Source organism: Belliella filtrata (assembly GCF_022549775.1).
In the GTDB taxonomy this organism is placed as follows: Bacteria; Bacteroidota; Bacteroidia; order Cytophagales; family Cyclobacteriaceae; genus Belliella; species Belliella filtrata.
Window position 1 is genome coordinate 17,096 of the sequence record NZ_JAKZGP010000010.1, and the last position, 21,851, is coordinate 38,946.

Consider the following 21,851-nt stretch of genomic DNA (forward strand, 5'->3'; position numbering starts at 1 on the left):
CAACATTTTATCCGAAATGTGTGTACAACATTTTATCCGAAATGTGTGGTATTGCTTTTTTCAAATCGCCATAGCGTACCGAACCGTTCCGAAGGCACAGCAAGATTGGAATTTTCCAAGTACCGCCTATATGTGCCATTGCAAACTCAATCGGGTTATAATAAATTCTGTTGTTGTGTAAAAATTCTTTCATAAGTATATCTACTACTGATGTTTAATTATGGTTTCAGTTTTTACAATTACGACTAAAGCGTGGTTAAGTACTAAAGAATTCTTTATTAAATACAATTTTTAAAGCGTTAGGAGACCAACCTATCTTTAATTATGAAAAAACTATTTATGAAAACTGGACAGATAATTAAAGGGCTAAGGTTAATGAAAGGCATCACGCAGGAGGAATTAGCTGCGAAGACGGATATCAAAGTACGAACCATTCAAGGTATTGAAAATGGCGATGTAGACCCACATGCGTACATACTTCAATCCTTTGCAGTAGCTATAGAGGTTGAATTTGCAGTTTTAGCCAACAGTGAGCATGAATTAGATACAGTTGATATAGAAGCCAACAGTAAATGGTTGCCTCTGCTGCACTTAAGCGGCTTGTTCCTTTAAATTCTTCCACCCATTCTGATATGGATATGTAAACGTGATGAGGTCAAAGATATTCGTAAACACGCCATTGATGTGATCAATTTTCAACTGAGCATATCGCTCGACATGTTTCCCTTCGTGATCTTTATCTCACCTTTAATTTTGTTAGCGCTATTCAGTCAGGTTGTTATTTCCATAAACGCTATGAAGGTAACAAGTCATCAGGATTATAAATACCTGTTGAGTATTCGTTTTCTCAAGCAGGAATAGTCTTATCTCCTGAGATTGTTTACATTAACTCACAAACCTTATTACTTATAATACTATGAAAAAACCTATATGTTATTCCTTATCGTGCTTTGCACACTTGCAATTAATTCAGTCAATGCACTTTAGGGCAGTAAACAGTTCGCTGCATTTGAAATAGCAACGCTAATTCAGCAGGAAAAGATTTCATTAATCGATATTTTCGGTAAGTTTCTTCCTGAATTTCCCGACTATGGAAAGTGTATTTTGATTGGAAATTTGCTCAGAACTAAAATAGAGGAATCCCTCAATCAGCGCTTACCGAAAGTGATCGGTACAAGGTCTTTTCTATTTAAGCTAAAAATGGACTGGTTTACTGTCTAACTATTGCCAAAAGATAATAAGACAGAATAGCACAATCCTTTTTAAACTGATTCCACCTTCGGGTTTAATCCCCATTTATTCTTACCATGTTGACCTTCTGTGCAGAATAAGACTAATAGCCAAATTGCACCCACAAGCGGTATTAAGACTACTAGGAACATTCACCCACTTTTCCCAACATCGTGAAGACGTCTAACAGCAACGGCTAACCCAAGAATAAACAATGCTAAGACGTAAAGCCCATACAAAGGTCCATACCCAACGCTTTGCACAGCAATACCCAATACATTGTCCAAAATCATTGCTACACTTGCGAAAATAATATTGAACAATGCAAACATCCAATATTCTGTCCTTCTTGCTCTTCCGGTAAAGTCAGCATACTGTTTTAATACCTTTAAATACCAATCCGACAAATCGGAACAAGTCATCCCAAATGATCACTGCAAGCTTTAATATTTTTCTGGTTCCAATTTCCTTGATTCTAAGTAAGGCAACAATCGTTTCTTCTTTCAATCAATGATTATCCATTGCTATTTGCAATAATTTCAATTTGTTTAGTAAGAACAAAATGGTAGAAATTTGAGTATGCTTCACTTATCAACTCATTTTCAATTTTTTGAATTTCAGTTTCAGTCTCTCTATCGGTTTTAATTCCGGTGGCAATTATAAATTGTTGTTTATCTGCCTCATTGATAAAATCATTATGAAGGAGTTTATATAAATCATCCATATAAGTTACTCTTTTATCTGATTGATAGTTCTTCAGAAACTGCACTAAAAATCCTTCCAAGTCCTCTTGAGGATTAGGAAGGGGAACAATATCAGTATTCCTGAATAAGTCACCAGGCTGTTCTTTGTATTTAAATCTAACAGGCTTCATTAGGATACTTATATCTTTAAGGGTTTTGGATATTGAATATCATTTATAATTGTACTTGAATGAATGCCCATTATTTAAATGCACTATCTATTTTGTGGAACCTCAAAATCATTCTCGTTTTCTGGATTTTTATAGATGCCTATGCGCTAAATTCTTAACATATATCATCTTAATTTCTAACAGGTGCTATATTCAATTTCAATTGAAACTTGTAGTTTATCTCAACATTGAAGTAAATTCAATTAATGGCTTCAACCTTATATCCAAAACAAGGCAAATTCATTCAATCAAAAAAATCATTTGACACCAGTTGTCAAGTATCTTGGTATATGCAAAAGCTTGAAGAGACCTTTTAGATATTGATTCTAGTTTAATGGATTGAAAAAAGTTGAAACAAATTAAAGCATTAAATGAAATTGCACAACAAAGAGGACAGACCTTGGCACAAATGGCGATAGCATGGGTGCTCAATAATGGAAGGATGACAACAGTACTGATTGGGGCTAGTATAGCTGATCAAGTAGTAGCTTGTTGGTGCTATTGAGAATTTTTTCTTTACTGAAGAGGAACCAGCTGCCATAGATCGCTATGCAACAGATGGAGGACTGATTATTTGGGCCAAGTCAGCGGAGTTGGAATGAGTTATGATCATCTCGAGTATAAAACTTACTAAAATTGATATTGAACACCTATAAGCATACCAAGATGCAAACCATAGTTTGTGTCTTGTGTATGCCGCTCGGCAAGTAGATAGCCAGGGATTCTTTTGTTTGGCGCATGATCTACAATGCTGAAATTCATCGAAGGGCCAACAAGAATGCTTAAATGATCATGAATTAATATGCCATGTAGCCACCTAAATGAGCTGATATGGTCATAATTCCCTGCAAAGTCGGTGACCAATTTATTTACCCATTCTAAGTCCATAGTGTAGATTTTTTTATCTATCAAGTGTATTCCGTACCCTAATTCAGGGGCAAATTTGGTTTCAGTAAACCATGGAGCGTATGCCATCCCTACTACGCCATAAGTTTTGCGCCCTCCTGATCGAAATGTTAGTTGAAGATGTGAAAATTCGTCTGTGCTGAGTGAAAGCCGCTTTTTACCATTCTTTATTAGGTTGACAATACCTATTGAATAATCACTTGAATCGGCTATGTTGAGAACACCTGAGAACTGTATTCCTTTTGCTACTTTTGTTCGATTGATAAGGCCACTTACTTGATGTCTAGAACGACCATAGGTTTGATTGTATAGGCCAGAGAGCTGAATTCCATTGGCATCTGATTTTGATACGTTCCCTAATCCTGAGATTTGAAGAACTTCAGACTTACCTGTCAGGTTGTAAAGTCCTGCTACTTGCGCTTGAGCGAGACTATCAGTATGATTAATTAAGCCAGCAACTTGAAAACCATCCACATTTTGTTTTACCCTATTGTAAATTCCTCCAACTTGAAAACCTTTGACGTCTTTATAGACCATATTGGAGATTCCACTTGACTGAAATCCTTGTACACTTCCTCCTGCTGCATTAAAAATTCCTGCCGTTTGGAAACCCATTACATCTCGCTGATTAATGTTAAAGAGGCCTGCTACTTCTGCTCCTTCTACTCCTGCAGTGTATCCTCCCAGCAGGTTTAAGGAAAAATGATTTATCATCTGACTACTGGACATCCCTTGTGAACTTAATCCAGGAGTTAGGGACATTTGAATTGGGCTTTCTGCAAATACGCCACCTAGGTTTATTCGCTGCATGCGTTGCCTAAAGCTGATAAACATCCTGCCAAAGTAGCTGTTTTCAAGTGCTTGTATAGCACTTTCATCTTCAGGAATGAATCGCAGCATTCTCCTGTTGTTGCTTAAGCTAACTTCGATCTCTGGCAATATTACAAATGTGGTATCTCTGTAATCTTCTCTACTTAGTGTCAGCCACACAGCAGGATGAGTGGCTTGTTTGACCTTAAGTTCAAAGTTTCCTTCATGGTCAGTAAGCGTAGAAACAAAACCATTTTTCTCATATACACTCGCAAAGGAAACACCTTTATTTGTTTGTAGATCTGAAACTTTTCCTTTGATACTAAGATGGTTCCTCCCTGTATTGATTGCAGCATCTAGGTCCAATTTCCCGGGGGCATAGCGTATGATGACATACCCAGGCAACTCTTTGAACTCATAAGCGCTACCAAACATCGCCAGAAGTAGGGACTCAAGTTTTACTTTGTTGACTTCATTGGGTAGATTGCTATGCGCTTCCAAGTTGATAAGATTACTTTGGTAAGAAAAATAGAAATTCTGGTCTTTGGCTATTTGGTCAAGCACAGTTCTTACTGTACTTTGTTCCTTTAAGGATAAGGAAATACTTTTTTGTAAGTACCCTTGGGCAAACAGTGGGCATACTGTCAGAAACAACCCAAGGCTGAGAAGGCAAACGACGCTTCCATATTTTGACAGCATGATTTTTCTATGCTTTACTTTATAGTTCAATGTAATATAATCTTACCATTTTCACGCGTGACCTTTATGTTCAAAGTCCTACTGATCACCTCTAGGTTTTCATCTAAAGAATCGTATTTAAGTACACTTGTAATGGTGAGGTTCTGCAACTTTTCTGATTGGATCATGATATTTGTTCCGTAGGCTTCATTCAATACTTCGATCAATCTTGTAAGGGGTAGATTATCGGCCTTAAAGATACGGCTTACATAGTACTGAAACAATTGATCCTCTTGTTTGGATTTTTTGATTTCGCCAGTTGTATGGAGCACAGTTGCTTTTTCTCCTGCCAAAAGGATAACTTCATTAATTCCTGATGCTATATTGACAGATCCCTCACTAACTGATATTGTAGTAAGTGTTTCTGTTTTTTTTACATTGAATGAAGTTCCTAGAACTTTGATTTCGACATCCTCAGTTTGAATAATAAAGGGTTTTTTAGCATTTCTTTTTACTTCAAAGTACGCTTCCCCTTTTTTCAAATCTACCAGTCTTTCTTTTCCAAGGAAGCTTTGTTTATAAGACATGTTTGAATTTTTATTGAGGGTTACGATGGATCCATCGAGTAAAGTCTCCCGAACAGTGTTTGAATCAGCAGTCAAGGCTACAGGAAGGATGCCAGCCCTTCCACCATGTGGTAATAGAGAAACTGCAAATACGCTGACTAGTAAGATGACAAATACAGCTGCTGCAATTTGGAAATAGGGTCGTATAAACTTCCTTGAGTTTCCTTTGGATGGTTTTATTGCCTCGCTCCTATTTATGGTGAATCTTTCCCAGGCTTCATTCACGTCTATTGTACTTTTTGTAGTGAGTTTGGCACTGATCTCCCAAACCTTGCGCATATCTTCAAATTGCTTGGTATGAGCGGGGTTTGATCTTATCCACGATTCAATTTCAGCATTTTGCTTGGGGGTCGTTTCTCTCAACAAATATTTTATTAATATATCCTCATTCATAACCTAGTTCCATTTTGAAATGATGACCAATAAAAGCATTAAGAAATCAGCGAGTTCTATACGGAGCGTTTTTAGCGCTTTAGACATATGTGCTTCCACTGTTTTGACTGAAATATCTAGCCTTTCGGCTATTTCTTGATACTTCAAGGTTTCGAATCGGCTTAACTGGAACACCTCACGACACTTTGCAGGCAATAGTTCTAAGGATTGCTCCAGTTTTTTCATAAGCTCTGTGTCTTGGCCTTCTGATGATTCCATGCCTACTGATGGATCAGACTCCCATTCTCTTTGTTTGATTTCTCTGTGTTTCATTTTGATTTTTTCATGCTTCAGATAATTCATGCAATCATGATATACTGACCTGAAGAGGTAGGATCTAACAGAAACATGAATCGAGACGGTTGCCCTTTTTTCCCATAGTTTCATCATAAGATTTTGTACTACTTCTTCAGCTGATTCAGAATCTTTGATCAAACTCCAAGCATAGGAATGAAGGGGTTGATAGTGGTCTTTGAAAATTTTTTCAAAGACCCCATCATCTGTCAAATCAATAGACTCAATGGGTAAGCGATGATCGTTATTCACAAGCTCTCTTTTTGTCACAGTGTCTAAATATAGGATATCTTTATAAAAATCATTAATGTTTCTGTTTTGTAACTTCTTTAGGGATACTTGAAATTTTGAAAAGGAAAGACATTAGTAAACCCTAATGTGAACCCCTGCAGATAGTCCTACGCTTACTGCATGATGTCCATGGCGACCATTATGCGACCAAATATTGACACCATTTAATGTTGCACCTTGGTTGAGGTGAGTCTGTGTGAAGTTCAAGGAAGGTCCTGCATAAGCCTGTACTTTGTGAGATAAGTTCCAGACTGGATGTATTCTAACACCAGATTTGAAATATTCTGATTGTCCAAAATTACCAGCGTAAAGGTTAAACGCTTCAAGCTCTAGGGTAAAGATAGGCGTAGAAACCCATCTATATCCAAAGCCTGCCTCTAAAACCACTGGTAAATCTTGTAGCCATACATTCGTTCCAATTCCTATGATTCCATAGAGTTTTTTACTTCCAGACCTAAAACTCACTGTTGTCGATAAGTTTTCATCAGTACCCAGACCGATTCTTCTTTCTCCGGATTTTATTATGTTGATGATCCCGAGAGGATAATCACTGCTGTCGGCAACATTTAGCAGACCTGCAAACTGTAGTCCACTTACTTTGTCTGCCTTGTTGATCAAGCCTGATATTTGTGAGCCTTTGACTTCCTTTGCTATATTGATAAGTCCTGCAAGTTGTAATCCTTTTATATTTCCAGTCTTATTTACCAGACCACTCACTTGAAGTCCTTGTACAGTACCAGAGACATTGGCAATACCTCCGATTTGAGTTCCTGCTGTATCTTGAGCTAGATTCACCACACCAGAAACTTGCAGGGGGCTATTAGTTGATGAGCTACTAAGTACGCCTGAAATCTGAGTGCCTTTATTTGCATTTTGAGCTCTTCCCATCACGCCAGCGATTTGTATTCCCTGCATCGTTCCAGAAACATCCGACCACACTCCGGCTATTTGTGCCCCTTTGGTGTTTCCTTTTACAATTCCTGCAATACCATAGATACCCAATCCTTGTTCACCAGCACTAAGTCCCGTCAAAGCATGTATGCTTAGGTTATTATAATAGTCTAGAGCATGTTTTCCATGAGTACTGATGGGATAAAAAATACCAAGATGAGCTGGGCTGTATTGTTGTGCAGTGATGGGTGAGCTAAATGATAGAAACCCTAGTAATGTTAGTGCTAGTAATTGTAAGTTTAAGTTTCTCATAGATTTTAACTTTAAGAGGTGTTTTAAATTGTTGTATGAAATAGTGTTTTAACTGTTTGCTGATGAGTGTATTTTGATGATTTTTGGGACGCTGTCTTTTCCTTGTTATTATGATGACAAGTGATCACCTGTTTACCCTTAGTCTAATTTTTATATTTTTTTACATAGGGTATATGCTGACTCGATTGTCATTATTGTGTATGGTCAAATTGGACGTAACAGAGATTCTTAAAAAATTTGAAGTTTTAACTAATACAAATGAGTAAAACAAGAAAAACAGCTCTTATCACAGGAGCAAGTAAGGGACTGGGCAGAGCCCTGGCAATTGAAGCTGCAGCAATCGGATTTGATCTGATTTTAGTTTCATTACCTCAATCAGGCACATACTTGCTAGCTGATCAAATCGAGCAAACCTACGATGTTTCAGTCAAGGTATTTGAGATAGACTTATTAGATGCTGAAAGTATAGACCTGTTGGCTTCTTATACAGATCAGCTTCCATCACTAGAAATGCTAATCAATAATGCTGGATGTGGAGGATCAGGAGCATTCGAAACCGCTTCTGTAGCATACATTGATAAAGTGCTTCAATTGAATGTTATCACCATGACATTATTGACAAGAAAACTGATTCCTGCATTAATGAGGTCTTCTAAGAGGTCTTACGTGATGAATATCTCGAGCATTGCGGCATTTGCACCTATTGGGTATAAGCATGTCTATCCTGCATCTAAAGCATTTGTCTATGCCTTTACACTTGGGCTAAGAGAAGAATATAGGAATGCTGGAGTTTCTTTTTCTACTGTTCATCCTGGACCAATGCTAACAAACTCAGATTCCTGTCGTAGAATTGTAAAGCAAGGAAATATTGCTCGATTCTGTTTAGAAAGTACCACTAAAGTAGCCCAGACCTCTCTTCAAGCCACTTTAAAAGGTAAAGCGGTAATAATACCAGGATTGGGGAATAAACTCACCTACTTATTTATGAAGTTGCTACCCAGTGGGATAGTCAAAAAGCTTATTACCCAGGGGGTGAAAAAGGAGATCGATATTGAAAATGAACCAATTAAAGGAAACTGGAACGCTCAAACAATTCCAACATGAAAAAAGTATTGGTAACTGGTGCGGCAGGCTTGTTGGGTTGTAATGTAGTCAGGGCATTAATAGCTGCTCAATATAAGCCCGTATGCTTGGTAAGGAAATCAACGGATGTCAGTGGACTCAATGGTCTGCCTTGTGATATGGTATATGGAAGTGTAGAAAATCATCATGAGATCCTCAGTGCAATGAGCGGTTGTGAGGCAGTGATTCATGCGGCATCTATTTATGTAGATCCAAAAAATGACTATTCAAATTTTGAAAAAATCAATATCGAAGGAACTAAAAACATGCTTAAAGTTGCTTCAGCGTTGAAGGTCTCTAAATTTATTTATATCAGCACAGCCAATACGCTTAGTCCGGGGGATAAAGTATCTCCAGGAACTGAATTGAATGATTTTAAGGACTTTCATCTTAGATCACATTATCTCAATAGCAAATACTTAGCAGAGCAGCTGGTCTTGGAGCATGTTGTGAGAGATGAACTGGATGCAGTGATCATACATCCTACTTTTATGTTAGGCAGCTATGATATCAAGCCTAGTTCTGGGAGGATTTTGAGTCATGGCTTGGGTAAAAAAATAATTTTCGCACCTCCAGGTGGGAAAAATTTTGTCCATGTGATGGATGTAGCTACAGTTGTTGTACGTTCACTTCATGAAACACTCGCAGGAGATAGGTTCCTTGTTGGTGGAGAAAACCTTAGCTATAAAGAGTTCTTTAATATTCTATCTCATCAGGCTCAGCAAACTAGCAGGATTGTCTGTATTCCGCGTTGGTTATTTTTAACTGCTGCATGGATTACTCAAATACTAAAAAACAATAAATCAGAATTTAACCTTTCTAGTGCTAGGGTTCTAGGGAGAGGAAATTACTACTCAAGTACAAAAGCAAGTAAATATTTCAAATATCAACCTACGCCAGTTACTTTGGCTGTCGGAGATGCTCTTGAATGGTTTTCAGGTAAACTTAAGAACTCTGAATAGCAAGGATGCTACTTTTGAGCAATCTTATTCAATACCAAGTTCTAAAGAAAAATGATGGCGCTATAGTTGCAAATTATCTTGTGAGATTGGTTAGTTCATGATATTCTTCGTGTTTCTTGATTTGGAATTCTAGTCAATGGTGGCCATTGTTCCAGAAAGTTGATGATTGATTTTATTCGTCTCTTAAAGAATGCACAGGGTTGTTAAGAGCTACTTTTAGCGTTTGAAAGGTAACGGTGAGTAAGGCTATCGCCATTAATCCCAGGGCAGTGAACAAATAAACGCCCAATTCAAGGTGGATGTGATAAGCAAATCCTGACAGGTAGCTTCTTGCTATATACCAAGCTATCGGGAGACCGATAAGCAAACCAATGGAGGTTAGTGTAGCGAAATCTTTGGAAAGTAGCACCCATAATTGACTAGTAGAAGCACCAAAGATTTTTCGTACTCCCATTTCCTTGATGCGTTTGGCTGCAGTAAAGGAAGCAAGACCAAAAAGCCCCAAGCATACAATGAGCATTGCTACGATGGTGAAGCCTACCGAGAGTTTACCCATAACTTTTTCCATGTGATACGAGCTTTCAAAAGCTTCATCTAAAAACCTATAGTTAAAGGGGTGATCAGGACTGATCTTCTTTAAGGTTTTATCGATGTGGTTTAGAATTTCATCAGTATCATATCCAGCAGTAGTCTTAATGTAATAATGAAAGCCCACATCTGTAGCATATAGGAATACCATAGGCTCTATATCTTCTCTTAAACTGTTGTTGTGAAAATCTTCAGTTACACCGATCACTTGTCCCGTACCTTGCCATACATCCAATTCCATTCCAATAGCGTCATCGGCATTTATACCCATCAATTCAGTGGCTTTTTGGTTAATGAGATACATTGATGTTTGAGGTGTTCCCATTGAAAAGTTCTTACCTGCTACCAAAGGGATATCCATTGTAGATAAGAAGTCACTGTCGCAGCGTAGAAGTTTGAAGAATGCAGTACTGCCTTCTGGTTTTCCTGCCCAAGAGATCTCATCAGTAGTAATTGGTACAGTTAAAATATCACTACCAGCGAAACCAGCACTTTGTATTCCTGGGAAGTTCAATAACTCCTGTTTGAAAATCTCAGGATTGCTCAGAACCTCTTGTTGAGGATCAATGATGATAATGTTTTCCTTAGTATACCCGAGGTCTTTTTTGGTAATGTAATCAAGCTGTTTGTATATGGTCAAGCTACAAACTATTAAAGTAACAGATGACACAAGTTGAAATATTACTAGAGATTTTCTCAGGTTTGCTCCTTTGAGTAAACTTGAATAGTTTCCTTTCATTATAGCCACAGGTTTGAAAGAGGAAAGGAAAAAGGCTGGGTATACTCCGGCAAGCAGTCCACAAAGTAAGGTAAGTAATACACTACCAAGCAGAAATAAGTGATCTAACGCTCTCCAAGTAATGTTTTTACCAGTGATCTCATTAAATGCAGGCAAGAGCAATTTGACTAGGACTAATGAAATAGCAAGTGCCATAAATGATAAGATAACTGCTTCTAATAAAAATTGGATAACTAATTTTGCCCTACCTGAACCTATTGCTTTCCGAACACCTATTTCTTTTCCTCTTGTAGAAGCTCTAGCCGTAGCGAGATTGGTAAAATTTATACTTGCCATCACCAATATGATCAATCCAATCAATCCGAATAGAACTAAATTTTCTACTTTTCCTCCTGCTTCATGACCATTTTTGAATTTGGAAAATAGTCTTGTTCGCGAATATTGAAACAAAAATGGGGTACTGTTACAGTCAGGACAATTTTTGGAAATCAAGTTGGAAAGCTTGAGGTTAGTGCTTACTGCATCATTTTCTGATTGCAGAGTCACGTAGGTCCGTGTTCCACCACTTTTCCAATGATCTGCCCAAGGATTCTCTGTAAGAAAGGATTCAAATGGAAGTACAAAGTCAAACTGCAAAGATGAATGAGTAGGAATGTTAGAAAATACTTTGTCGACAGTTAGGAGACTTTTATTTACTTCCACAAACTTCCCTATGGGGTTTTGATCACCAAAAAGCTTGTTTGCTAATTTTTCAGAGATGGCGATTGTACTTTGATTTTTACTTATGTCACTGTTGCCACCTTTGGAATAGGGAAAACTAAAGATGTCGAAGAAGCTGGGTTCAGCATAGATTCCATTTTCAAGGAACAAGTTTTCTTCGAACTTAATTTGTAAGTCCGTACTCATGCTAGTTCGGGCAATTAATTCAATTTCTGGGATCTCTTGCGAGATAGCTTCAGCCAATTTAGATGAGGTGGCTCCATGTGTTCTGATGTCTCCGTCAGGATAAGTGTTGTTGATCATTACGGCATATATTTGATCAGATTTGGAATGAAATCTATCAAACTTCCATTCATCAAGTATCCATAACATAATCAACATGCATGTCGCAAGTCCTATTCCAAGTCCTAAAGTGTTTATTAAAGTGTATCCTTTGTGTCGAACAAGGTTTCGAAAAGAAGTTTTAAGGTAGTTTTTTAACATATTACAAGCCCTATAGATAAGCAAATTATGAATTGGTGCCAAACTTTAACTAGCACATTGACTTGAAACTCCAATTCCATTCCTGTTTTAACATACTGATAATCAGTAAGAAATAGTTTTTTCTGTTTGTAAGGCCGTTCTGTGGTGAACAATAACGTCCGCAAAGGGGCATTTTTATTCTATTTTCAATATGCATTTTAAACTAGATATTATCATTAGGCTTTAAATGCAGGCTCTATTTTGTGGAACCTCAAAATCATTCACGTTCTTTGGATTTTTATAGATGTCTATATGCCAAACTCCTAACATACAACATTTCAACTTCTAATAGGTGCTATATTCAATTGAAACTTGTAGTTTATCTCAACATTGAAGCAAATTAATTAAATGGCTTCAACCTTATATTCAAAACAACTCAAATTCATTCAATCAAAATAATCATTTGAAACCAGTGGTCAAGTATCTAGGTATATGCAAAAGCTTGAAGAGCTATTTTAGTTATTGAATCTATTTTAATGGGTTGAAAAAATTAAAACACCTCTCTCCTACCAAGCAAGCCCTTTACGCTAATGATGTTAATCAACAAGCCTTAAACCTAAACGAATGCCACTACATACCTTTCATATTCCAAATTTTATTAATTTCCTGGTTTAAGATTCAAAATACTATTAATTATCGATTGGAAACTAGTTTTATCAATTGACAATCTAAAAGATCTATGCGACATTAATGGTAGAGCAGAGTTCTATGTCATTCTTGCTGGCGGATTGTGTCGTAGTTGAAAAGAAATCCATTATGATAAAATTTCCCGTAAATTCGAAATATACAATGAAATAGATGACACTTGGCAAAGCGAACTCTCTGAAATTGAATTGCATTCAAAAACAATAATTCCTGAGGCCATAGAAAAATCTTCCATGTTTTATTGCGGTCATCAACTGTTGGGCATATAATGAAAGGATTATTTTTCCTATTATCCATTTATAGGTATTTTTATGATAGTTGATTACGCTCTTCCAAGAACAGAAACGAGTTAAAAAATGAATCCATAATAAAATCAAAAACCATTATCCTCCAAACTTTAAACCAAAGGTACAGTTCCTAGGGCGCTTGAAACGGTTATTCTATGGTGCATGAGACCACAGCGTGTACACTTTATACGTTACCGGTGTATTCATGAATATAAGTCAAAAGTTGTCCGTCTCGACGGATGAAATTCAATTCAGCGCAGGGGTAACGGCCTAAAATCAAACAAGTTTACCGATGATTAGCAGGGGAAAAAGTAAAACAAACCTCCCCTATTTAACAACATCTCCTTTTATCTTTAGGTTGTGCGCTGTGGGAAAGTCATGCACCTAGATACACACAGCAGCAACTCATGTTGATTAAAACATTTTGAATTTTATTAATTCGCACATAATGATAGTTTTCAGGTGGTCAGCTTGGGGTGCAAAAGGGCAATTACACTATTCACAGGCTATGTTTATAGCGTTAGCTTGTCAAGCCTTGTAATGTTAATTGTAATTATAGGCTTGAATATTTTCTGATCTTATTTTTCATCAGTTCTGTCAGACTTATTGCATATGGAAACGAGGATGTCCTCCCTTTTGAATGGTTAGTAAGCTTCCTGAAATTCAAACTTACATTTTTCAATTCTGGGTCAGTAACTGGCTCTATTTGAATGACTAGATAATTGTCCTGCGACGGGGATATATATCCCATTTTTATCATGTCCTCTCTGGAATAAACTTTTGGCCCTTTGCTTACAATCTTCCATAAGTCACCAGATGCAGTGTCACCTGAAGTATGAAGCAATAAGTATTTTGAATTTACTGTTTTCTTGTCCAATATGAGTGAACCTGCTCCCGAGCCCATTCTGAAATTATAAAGTCCATGCTGTTTTATCCAATCATATTGGATCTGTGAGTGGTAATAACCCACCAAAACAAAAGTATCGTCTGGTATTAAGTCTCTGTTAGCATTGTAAGGTTCTGGCAGGGATTCATTGATAGTATTGTCAGATTCTGGAGGATTTTTATAGATATCGAATGTTCTATATGCAATTTTTTCCCGCTGTGATGCACGATTTATAAAGTGTTTAATTATTTCAAGAATAAATGCTTTTAATTCCCCTATACCGTTATCGGTTTTTGATGGTTTTACAGAAAATGCTCCAAGACCCGGAATAATTTCGTGAAACTCCTTTTTGTTGATAGATTTGTCACCTGGATATAAAACATAAGCACCCCCTGTTCTTCTAATCGCATCTTTGTAGGCGTGCATTTTAAGAAGATCTGCATTTTTGTATATGCCTTTTCTGTTTTCTGCCTTTACTTCGTTTAAGTCATTTTCTATGTTCTGTCTCAAGAAATCAGAAAGGTTAGCGATTTTGTATTTTGCATCAAAATGAACGTGGACTATAAGCTCTTGTATTTCAGCTTCATTTTCTGAAATACCAAAAGGCCAGAACGAAAGCGTATAGTCAGGTCGTAACGTGGTTGTCCAGCTGCCTGAATCGGGATAGGATTTCTTCCCGCTAAAAGAGCGGTTGTAATTGAAGCGAATATTCAGCTTTCTGTTACCTGAATCATATACTCCGCTTAGAGCAGCAAACTCCCCCTGTTTTAATTGAAGATTTAGACCGTCAGGCGTTTCTTGAATTAAATCTGAAATGTCCTTTGGTTCTATTTGAAATATGGATTGAAACAAATCGAGCAATTTGAAAAATAACCAATACTCATACAATGTGGCAATATCTTTTTTCCCTCCACTGTAAATATCGTCTCCACCTTTCCAAATAAGTTTGGCTGCAAGGTCAAACATAAGCCATACACGTAACACTTCTCGGTAACCTTCTTTTCGCTGAAGCACCGGACTGTTCAGCTTTAATGTTGTAGGTCTTGAAATGTCTTTAAAAACAGCATGGTGCAGCTGACTCTCCAGTTCACGAATCAGTAACGCTGATTCGCTTTCCATTTTTTTATGCCCGAACTTTTGTGCTTTGCTGTTTATGTCTGTGCAGAATTTTAGGAAATTTTGAAGAACATGTTTTATGAAACGATTCTCTGGAGTATCAACCGAATCTATTTTTCTGATGGCTGTAATTCGTTCTGGCAATGTATCTATGCCATAACTTCTCAAATAATGCCTTTCGGGCAATTTGCTTCGCCTACTACCTTTTAGTATTTCTTTTAAATTGGCGTTTGAAAACCGTCTCGCATTGCGAATATCTTTTTCCTCTGTGGCTTCTGTCCATTTTGTTACGGGTGCTGTCACAATGCGGTGAATAGCTTCGGCAAACTCATCACTTCCAATAACGGAATTAATGAAAGCAAATTTTTGATATAGTGTTTGACTATCTTTGGTGTAATCAATTTCAAGATGTTGCGAAACAGGTGAATTTGACTGTAATAAAAGGTTCGTGCACTTTTCAGTAATCAGTTCAAGCATATCGCGGTAGTCATCACGATATCCTGATTTTATAGATTGAACCTCTAATTCAACTTTGCAAAATTCAAGGGAAGACTCTTTATCCAATATTGGAATCGAAAGGGTTCCTACAAAAATATTAGGAGCAATTGTGCCAAGATTTGTGGTTCTCTTATGTTGTTGTATGATATTTTCGCCAACATCACCCAAAATAAAACTAGGGTCACTGATTTGATAATCATAGGAACAACCTTCAATCAGTTGAAAACGAGCTTCATTATGCTCTTTTGCGCTTTCTTGGGCATCAAACAACGAATCAGCCCTTCGTGCATCTATCCAAAGCCGCAAACCTTCCTGAATGGAATCTAGATTGATTTCTATGTTAGATACTGACTTCATCTACTACGCTTCAGCAAAACTTGCAAATCCGTTTTCAATTGCTCCTCGATACATCCGTGTTATTTTTTCAAGGGATAGTGGATATAGCACATTGGTTCCATTGAAATCAAAGTCGGCATTTTCAAAAACATCTTTAATGATTTTGGTATCACCGCTGATGCAAAAGGAACCGAGTGTTTCTAGGACAGGACAAAGCTTTCTGCGCGAACCATGGAGCTTGGGCAATAGTTTTTGTATGATGGCTATGTCAATCTTTTGAGGAGTAGTAAGGCTAACCTCCAAAATGGTGAGCTGATTTATCAATCTTAAAATTTCCGTTGCACTACGATAGCCAAATTCTGACCCTGTTTTCTTCAACTCACCAAAAAACTGAACCAATGCAGCATTGATTACATTTATATCTGTAGTGGCAAAATCTTTGATGGCAGCCATTTCCAAGAAACTACTAGCCATTCCGGCACCTTTGCCTGAAAGAACATCCATGTCAATTTCCTTGATATTACTCAGAAAATTTTTCATTTCATCTTGCGAAACTCTGAATTCAATAGTATTGGCCCTGTCAAGTACTTTGGGGCTAAACATGTTAGTAGTTTCGTCAATGTTAACAGTACCAATAATAAACAGGTTAGAAGGAACTCTCAGTTTTGAAGGAACGCCATTCTCCACAGTTCCTTCGGAATACAATGAGATTTCCTTTTTCGTCTCCATAACACTTAAGAAATCTGCAAAATACCTTTCCACATGGCTCAAGTTCATTTCATCAAGAATAAGAAAATGTGGCAATTCTGGTTGGTTATTAGCCTGAATGATTAAATCTAGGACACCACTATCGGGTTTTACATATTTTTCTGGCTTTAGTGCATTTGGATACCCTAAAAGAGGCTCACGGTTGGTCCAGTCAGCACCTACAGGAATAACTCGGTATTGTTCTTCATCCTGACAAATCCACTGCACAAATGCCTGTGCCAATTTAGTTTTACCAGAACCAGAAAGACCGGTAAGGATGACGAAGGGTTTTGAGAGAAGAGATGAGATGAATCTCGTTATTAGCGTATTAGAAAAAACTAAGCCAGAAATCTCTAGATTTTTTATGAAAGAACCATTGTCAAATAGAACTTTGGGAATATCTTCTAATCTAATCAAATAGTAAAATTCATCTATCCGTTTTATCAGATATTGAGGAAATTTTCTTTCAAAGTAATTTTTTAAATTAGAAAATGAAAGGCTATAGTCACCATCTCCATTCCATTGAGTAGTGAAATAGTAATATTTATTATTGTTAATAAATATAGGTTCATCAAAATAACGAATGGTATTAGAAGAACTTAGGGTTATTTTGGACTGAATTGACGAAAATTCACCTATAACCCTCTTAAATACCTCGTAATCATGAGAAATAAAATCAATATCATTGATAACAGAAGCATTTTGTCTTGTGGAGTTAATTAACTTTAACCAATCATTTCCATAGAAGTATGTAAAGATGTACTTTGCAAATTCTCGAATTGATTTTTCCTTATAGGCTATGTTTTCCTGAAGAATATTTGATTTTTCTGATTGTTTTTTTGGAGAAAATTCGTTGGATAAATCTTCTAGTTTAGCAATAGTATTTTTTAAGGCATTGTTTTCAAGAACAATATTCGCTTCTGGATTATTAGTATCATAATTTGGTGAATTTGCCCACATAATAATCTTGCTTAATGTAGTAAACATTGGCTTGGTTTGAACCGTACATTGAGCATTTGCGGCAGCATCAGTATAGAATTGGCTTCCTAAATCCCTCCACTCTTTTTCAACATATTTTTCATGTCCACTGAAACTAGCATGGTTATTTAAAATATCCTTCAAACACGCTAAAAATGATTCAAGACTTAGTGTAAAGTATTTTTTATTACCACCACTACTTGAATTACTGAAAGTAATATACCCTCCTTTATCTGATAGTTCCGCTTTGAACTTTGAGTTGCTATTTTCGTATTTTGAAAAATCTAACCATTCCATACTATTAGTCATTTAATAATTGTTTTATAATCTCTGAAGCAATTGTTTTTACCACTGGGATAGAAACACTATTTCCGAATTGTTTGTACGCTTGGTTGTCCGAAACGGGTATTTCAAACCAACTATCTATCGGATAACCCTGCAATCTAGCTGCTTCTTTTGGATGTAATTTCCTGGGCCTGTTTGGCCTTTCAGGTATATTATTTTGTTCAATTAAAATTTCACTTCCATCTTTATAATATCGAGCCGAGATGGTACTTGTATATGGAGACCCTTCATTAAAAGATGAATAACCAAAACCATTTCCTTTTTGTGCATGCTCAACCCTACGTCTTTGATGACCCGCCCATAATTTTTCTGAAATAGTATAAGTTTTTTTATCTCTTTTTTCAAGGGCTTCTAGTTCCTCCTGACTTAATAATATGGAACCTACATTAATAATTTTAGCCCTTTCATCTCTTTTTTCTCTTTCAAAAATGACTTCTCCATTATCATCTAATCCCCACGGAAACTTAAACTCTTTTGATTTCACACTATCCCGATGCCAAGCCACTATAAAAATACGTTCTCGGTTTTGAGGAACTCCAAAATGTTTGCTGTTTAAAACTTCTGCACTTACTTCATAACCCAAGTCATTCAATACCTCTTTTATTCGTTTAAAAGTATTTCCTTTATCATGATTTTTAAAACCTTTTACATTCTCTAATAAAAGGATTTTAGGTATTTTAACCTTTTTATTGAATTTGTTTGCTTCAATTTTAGACTTTACAATTTCTTTGATGTTAAAAAACAAGGTTCCTCTCGTGTCATCAAATCCCTTTTTTAGGCCTGCATGTGAAAATGGCTGGCATGGAAAGCCAGCACATAAAATATCAAAATCTGGAATCTTAGAATATTCAAGCTTTGGATCGGTAATATCTTCATTAAAGTTCTCGTTTTCAAAAATCTCAGGTGAAATTTTTATGAAGTTATGCTTATAAGTCTGACGTGCAAATTTGTCAATCTCCGAGGCAAAAACACATCTACCTCCATTTTCATGCATTGCAATGTGAAAGCCACCTATACCTGCGAAAAGATCGATAAATTTGAACGGTTTTAAGTCCTTGGACATTTTATTTTTTTTAATTTTCGCCATTTGTCTTCGTTGAAACAATTAAATCCTTGATCTCAAAATCAAGAATATTTGCAACATATTTGAGCTCTTAAAGCATCGATTGTTGTAGGCTATGAACATATTCCTTCACCACGTTATGGCTTTTTAAGAGTTATCAGCAAGCCAATTTTGTTTAAACCCTTTCTGCTCAAGCACTTCCTTTATTCGGTTCTTTTCCGTATAAATTTAAGCTGCTAAAATAGTCCAAAATTTGCTTTCATTTAGTTTCTAGATATACATTTCCACTGTTTTCTTATTAAGTAGGTCCAAGTATTGGTAAAAAAAGCTCTTTGGATTTTTCACTCTTGATTTGTGGGTGGGCAAAAACCAAATGCATCTATTTGTGAGTTGGATATTCCAGCATTTTCATTTACAAGAAGAAAATCGTTCAATTTGAGCTTATTTCGAGACCTAAATCCTCATTAGCAAGACAGAACTTATTGATTTGCTCTTTATATCTATTGATTTAACTCCAATTCTGATTTCGACAATAACTTTATTTCACCCAATAACAATAGATTTAGAATCAATGTCTTCCTACTACCTCAAATCCTGACTTGCAATATCATTTAGGTCGGAGCAACCTACATTCCATTGAATCTGCGCTCGATAAATCGGAAAGCCCCATACTGCTTCTCCCCTATTAAGAATACGTTGGTCTGATCTTCCTTCACTTATTGTGAAGACCGTGAGCTATGGAGAAGACGCACCTCGTCATCTTCTCGGTTGAGGAGACAATCTACTCGAGTGGCTGTTCATCTTTTATTAAATTCATTAAATCAGTATGTGTTTTAAATGTCATTTTGAAGTCATCTAAACTAATTGCTACATTACCAAGAATTATTAAATGCTTTTTTGTCTTTGGGTAATAATAATTTGCACTTGCATAACCTGGTGAGTAACCAAAGGCTCCGATTTGAATATTTTCTTCATTCTCTTTAAAAATTAATCCATAACCATATTCTAACGTTTCTAAAATTGGATGAACTCTTGTTGCATATCTCGTCTTCATCAGCTCCATGAAAGTTGGATTTAAGATTTTGCCCGAATGCAGTAAAATATTCCATTTCAGTAAATCATCAACATTAGATATAAAACCTCCTGCGGCAACGTATTCTACTGGATTTCCTTCAGCAAGGATAAGTTCTCTTAATTCATTCTCTTCATAGCTTTTTACTAAGTTTTGATAATTTTTATTGTCTGGATGAAAGGTATTCTGTAATCCCAATTCTTCAAAAAACTCGGTAGCTATTCTTTCAAAAGATTTTCCTTGAATTTTTTCTAAAATATTTGCCAATAAACCATAGCCTATTTGAGAATAACTGAATTTTGTTCCTAATTCAAATTCCAAAGGTTCATCAAGTTCAACAATTCCATGAGTATGGATTAAAAGATGATGAACAGTTACTTCATTAACCCAATCTTGTTCAATATCAATTAGAAACTTATTAATTGTATCGGTCAAATTCAGTTTCCCTTTTTCAATTTCTTTTAAAATTAGAACTGCTGTTATTTGTTTGCTAATAGACCCAATATAGAACTGGTCATCCTCTTTTAATTTTTGATTTTTTTCTAAATCAGAAAAGCCAAATGCTTTTCTGTAAACTATGTTATTGTTATCTGCTATTAAAACAACACCATTAAACTTATTTATATTGACTATGGAGTCAACTTGAGTTAATATCACATCATTCTCATTTGTATTCTTTCTTGAATTACAAGAAATTAATAAGATAGATATGATTAATAATTTTATGTTCTTCATTTTTATGGCATTGTTTTTAAAATGATATTCAACTGTGATTCTAATATTTACAAGCAGCGGCTTTAACCACTGAACTTCAAATTAAACACTTTTCTGAACTATTAAGTACGAATCCCCTACTTGCTTATAGCTGTGTAAGCATTAGCATTCTATATCCCTAAGGTTATCAAGTGTTTTACTTTGTGGTAGATTAAAGATGCCTTTATACATTCCTTTAATTCCATTTCAGGTATACTTTGGTTAAGCTGAAATACAATTGCTCGATTTCCTTCGTAATGGAATTTATGGTCAAAAACCATTCTGAAAGTACCAACAAGCCTGCTTGTACATTGGAAATACATGGCATACTGGTCAGGTGTCTTTTCTTTCCAATCCATTCGTAAGGTACTTCCGTTTTTGGTTACAAAACTCGGCTCTCCCCACTTCAATGTTTCTTCTAATTCATCAATACCTTCCTCTTCGGCTGTTTCTATAACCAAGGCTCTTAAATATTGCATTTTCTCCCGAACTTTTTTGGGATAAGCCGCAAATACTTCATTCACTTTCGGGTTTGTTTTCAGCTTTAACCTTCCCATAATTTAATCCTTAATGGCTACTTAAAAATCTACCTCGGCATCAGATGGGTTCTGGGCTTTTTCCCCGAACGCTTCAAAGTCTGCCGTATATGCCCTGTCCAAATTCATCTCCCAAATTTTCGCCCAGTGATTTAAAATCAGCCCTTTTATTAAATCCCCTTTTGAAGATGTTTTTATATAGGCCCCTCCATCAAATGATTTACCTATCATTCCTACAGGGATTTCATCAAGGCTATAGATAATCTTTTCTTCAAATGTACATATAACCTCATAGATTTATTAAAAATTATCAATTGTTTGATTTAACTCAATGGTTTTGGTGTTCCGGCCATTGGATTATAGTTAGTGGATTAATTAAAAGGTCCGCTGTAACCAAAACTATTAGTGGGACAGGTTATGATCCGGAGTTAGACTAAATGGGGCAACATGCTCCGGAATAATCCTTGAAATTTTTCCTGTCTTAGGTGGTAAACATCCCATGGAATATCCACCAAATCGAGCTCTATAGTTATCAAGCCTATTTTTGTAATAT

Annotated in this window: 18 protein-coding genes and 1 pseudogene; 5 read left to right on the plus strand and 14 right to left on the minus strand. The window is 36.2% G+C overall.

Translation table 11 applies throughout. The annotated features are described in order from the left end of the window. Positions 1-7: 7 nt before the first annotated feature. Entirely contained in the window at positions 8-193 is a 186-nt protein-coding gene (locus tag MM239_RS21150) for a winged helix-turn-helix transcriptional regulator (protein ID WP_394801485.1), read from the minus strand. 131 nt (positions 194-324) lie between these two features. Here MM239_RS21150 and MM239_RS05965 point away from each other — a divergent pair, with 131 nt between their 5' ends. Together MM239_RS05965 and MM239_RS21155 are read left to right on the plus strand one after the other, a co-directional pair. Continuing rightward, on the plus strand, positions 325-612 hold the full coding sequence (locus tag MM239_RS05965; RefSeq protein ID WP_241347291.1) for a helix-turn-helix domain-containing protein: 288 nt from the start codon (positions 325-327) through the stop codon (positions 610-612). 12 nt (positions 613-624) lie between these two features. After that, the gene (locus MM239_RS21155; protein WP_394801487.1) at positions 625-861 is read left to right on the plus strand and encodes a DUF4870 domain-containing protein; all 237 of its coding nucleotides are present in this window, start codon (positions 625-627) and stop codon (positions 859-861) included. A 401-nt stretch (positions 862-1,262) separates the two neighbouring features. Here the strand turns inward: MM239_RS21155 and MM239_RS05970 are convergent. Next, positions 1,263-1,652, minus strand: a pseudogene (locus tag MM239_RS05970) (DUF805 domain-containing protein). Between the two features lie 92 nt (positions 1,653-1,744). Continuing rightward, entirely contained in the window at positions 1,745-2,104 is a 360-nt protein-coding gene (locus tag MM239_RS05975) for a hypothetical protein (RefSeq protein WP_241347293.1), read from the minus strand. A gap of 388 nt (positions 2,105-2,492) precedes the next feature. Between MM239_RS05975 and MM239_RS05980 the strand changes: the two genes are divergently transcribed. Continuing rightward, entirely contained in the window at positions 2,493-2,648 is a 156-nt protein-coding gene (locus tag MM239_RS05980; protein ID WP_241347294.1) for an aldo/keto reductase, read from the plus strand. Between the two features lie 125 nt (positions 2,649-2,773). Here MM239_RS05980 and MM239_RS05985 read toward each other — a convergent pair whose 3' ends face one another. The 4 genes from MM239_RS05985 to MM239_RS06000 form a co-directional block, all read right to left on the minus strand. Beyond that, entirely contained in the window at positions 2,774-4,558 is a 1,785-nt protein-coding gene (locus tag MM239_RS05985) for a carboxypeptidase-like regulatory domain-containing protein (RefSeq protein WP_241347295.1), read from the minus strand. A 26-nt stretch (positions 4,559-4,584) separates the two neighbouring features. After that, on the minus strand, positions 4,585-5,556 hold the full coding sequence (locus MM239_RS05990) for a FecR family protein (RefSeq protein ID WP_241347296.1): 972 nt from the start codon (positions 5,554-5,556) through the stop codon (positions 4,585-4,587). A 3-nt stretch (positions 5,557-5,559) separates the two neighbouring features. Beyond that, on the minus strand, positions 5,560-6,141 hold the full coding sequence (locus tag MM239_RS05995; RefSeq protein WP_241347297.1) for an RNA polymerase sigma-70 factor: 582 nt from the start codon (positions 6,139-6,141) through the stop codon (positions 5,560-5,562). A gap of 111 nt (positions 6,142-6,252) precedes the next feature. Then, positions 6,253-7,383 carry a hypothetical protein gene (locus MM239_RS06000; protein WP_241347298.1) on the minus strand — a complete coding sequence of 377 codons (1,131 nt, stop codon included), beginning with the start codon at positions 7,381-7,383 and terminating at the stop codon, positions 6,253-6,255. 258 nt (positions 7,384-7,641) lie between these two features. On the opposite strand from MM239_RS06000, the gene MM239_RS06005 reads away from it, so the two are divergent. Both MM239_RS06005 and MM239_RS06010 read left to right on the plus strand, forming a co-directional pair. Further along, positions 7,642-8,487: an SDR family NAD(P)-dependent oxidoreductase gene (locus tag MM239_RS06005; RefSeq protein ID WP_241347299.1), complete on the plus strand. Its 846-nt coding sequence runs from the start codon at positions 7,642-7,644 to the stop codon at positions 8,485-8,487. Continuing rightward, on the plus strand, positions 8,484-9,467 hold the full coding sequence (locus tag MM239_RS06010; protein ID WP_241347300.1) for an NAD-dependent epimerase/dehydratase family protein: 984 nt from the start codon (positions 8,484-8,486) through the stop codon (positions 9,465-9,467). Before MM239_RS06005 ends, MM239_RS06010 begins: the two co-directional genes overlap by 4 nt. 172 nt (positions 9,468-9,639) lie before the next feature. Here the strand turns inward: MM239_RS06010 and MM239_RS06015 are convergent, their stop codons facing one another. The 7 genes from MM239_RS06015 to MM239_RS06045 all read right to left on the minus strand — a co-directional run bounded on the left by MM239_RS06015 (position 9,640) and on the right by MM239_RS06045 (position 21,529). Next, positions 9,640-11,997 (minus strand): ABC transporter permease, encoded by a 2,358-nt coding sequence (locus MM239_RS06015; protein WP_241347301.1) that lies wholly within the window; start codon positions 11,995-11,997, stop codon positions 9,640-9,642. A gap of 1,524 nt (positions 11,998-13,521) precedes the next feature. Then, the gene (locus tag MM239_RS06020) at positions 13,522-15,738 is read right to left on the minus strand and encodes a DUF2357 domain-containing protein (protein WP_241347302.1); all 2,217 of its coding nucleotides are present in this window, start codon (positions 15,736-15,738) and stop codon (positions 13,522-13,524) included. A gap of 90 nt (positions 15,739-15,828) precedes the next feature. Further along, entirely contained in the window at positions 15,829-17,838 is a 2,010-nt protein-coding gene (locus tag MM239_RS06025; protein WP_241347303.1) for an McrB family protein, read from the minus strand. Then, positions 17,831-18,961, minus strand: a complete 1,131-nt coding sequence (locus MM239_RS06030) for a DNA cytosine methyltransferase (RefSeq protein WP_241347304.1) — start codon at positions 18,959-18,961, stop codon at positions 17,831-17,833. The genes MM239_RS06025 and MM239_RS06030 overlap by 8 nt, the downstream gene beginning before the upstream one ends. 757 nt (positions 18,962-19,718) lie before the next feature. Beyond that, a complete protein-coding gene (locus tag MM239_RS06035; RefSeq protein ID WP_241347305.1) occupies positions 19,719-20,744 on the minus strand; it encodes a serine hydrolase domain-containing protein in 1,026 nt (341 codons plus the stop codon). Between the two features lie 149 nt (positions 20,745-20,893). Then, a complete protein-coding gene (locus tag MM239_RS06040; protein WP_241347306.1) occupies positions 20,894-21,319 on the minus strand; it encodes a DUF1801 domain-containing protein in 426 nt (141 codons plus the stop codon). A gap of 21 nt (positions 21,320-21,340) precedes the next feature. Further along, positions 21,341-21,529: a DeoR family transcriptional regulator gene (locus tag MM239_RS06045; RefSeq protein WP_241347307.1), complete on the minus strand. Its 189-nt coding sequence runs from the start codon at positions 21,527-21,529 to the stop codon at positions 21,341-21,343. Between the last annotated feature and the right edge of the window lie 322 nt (positions 21,530-21,851).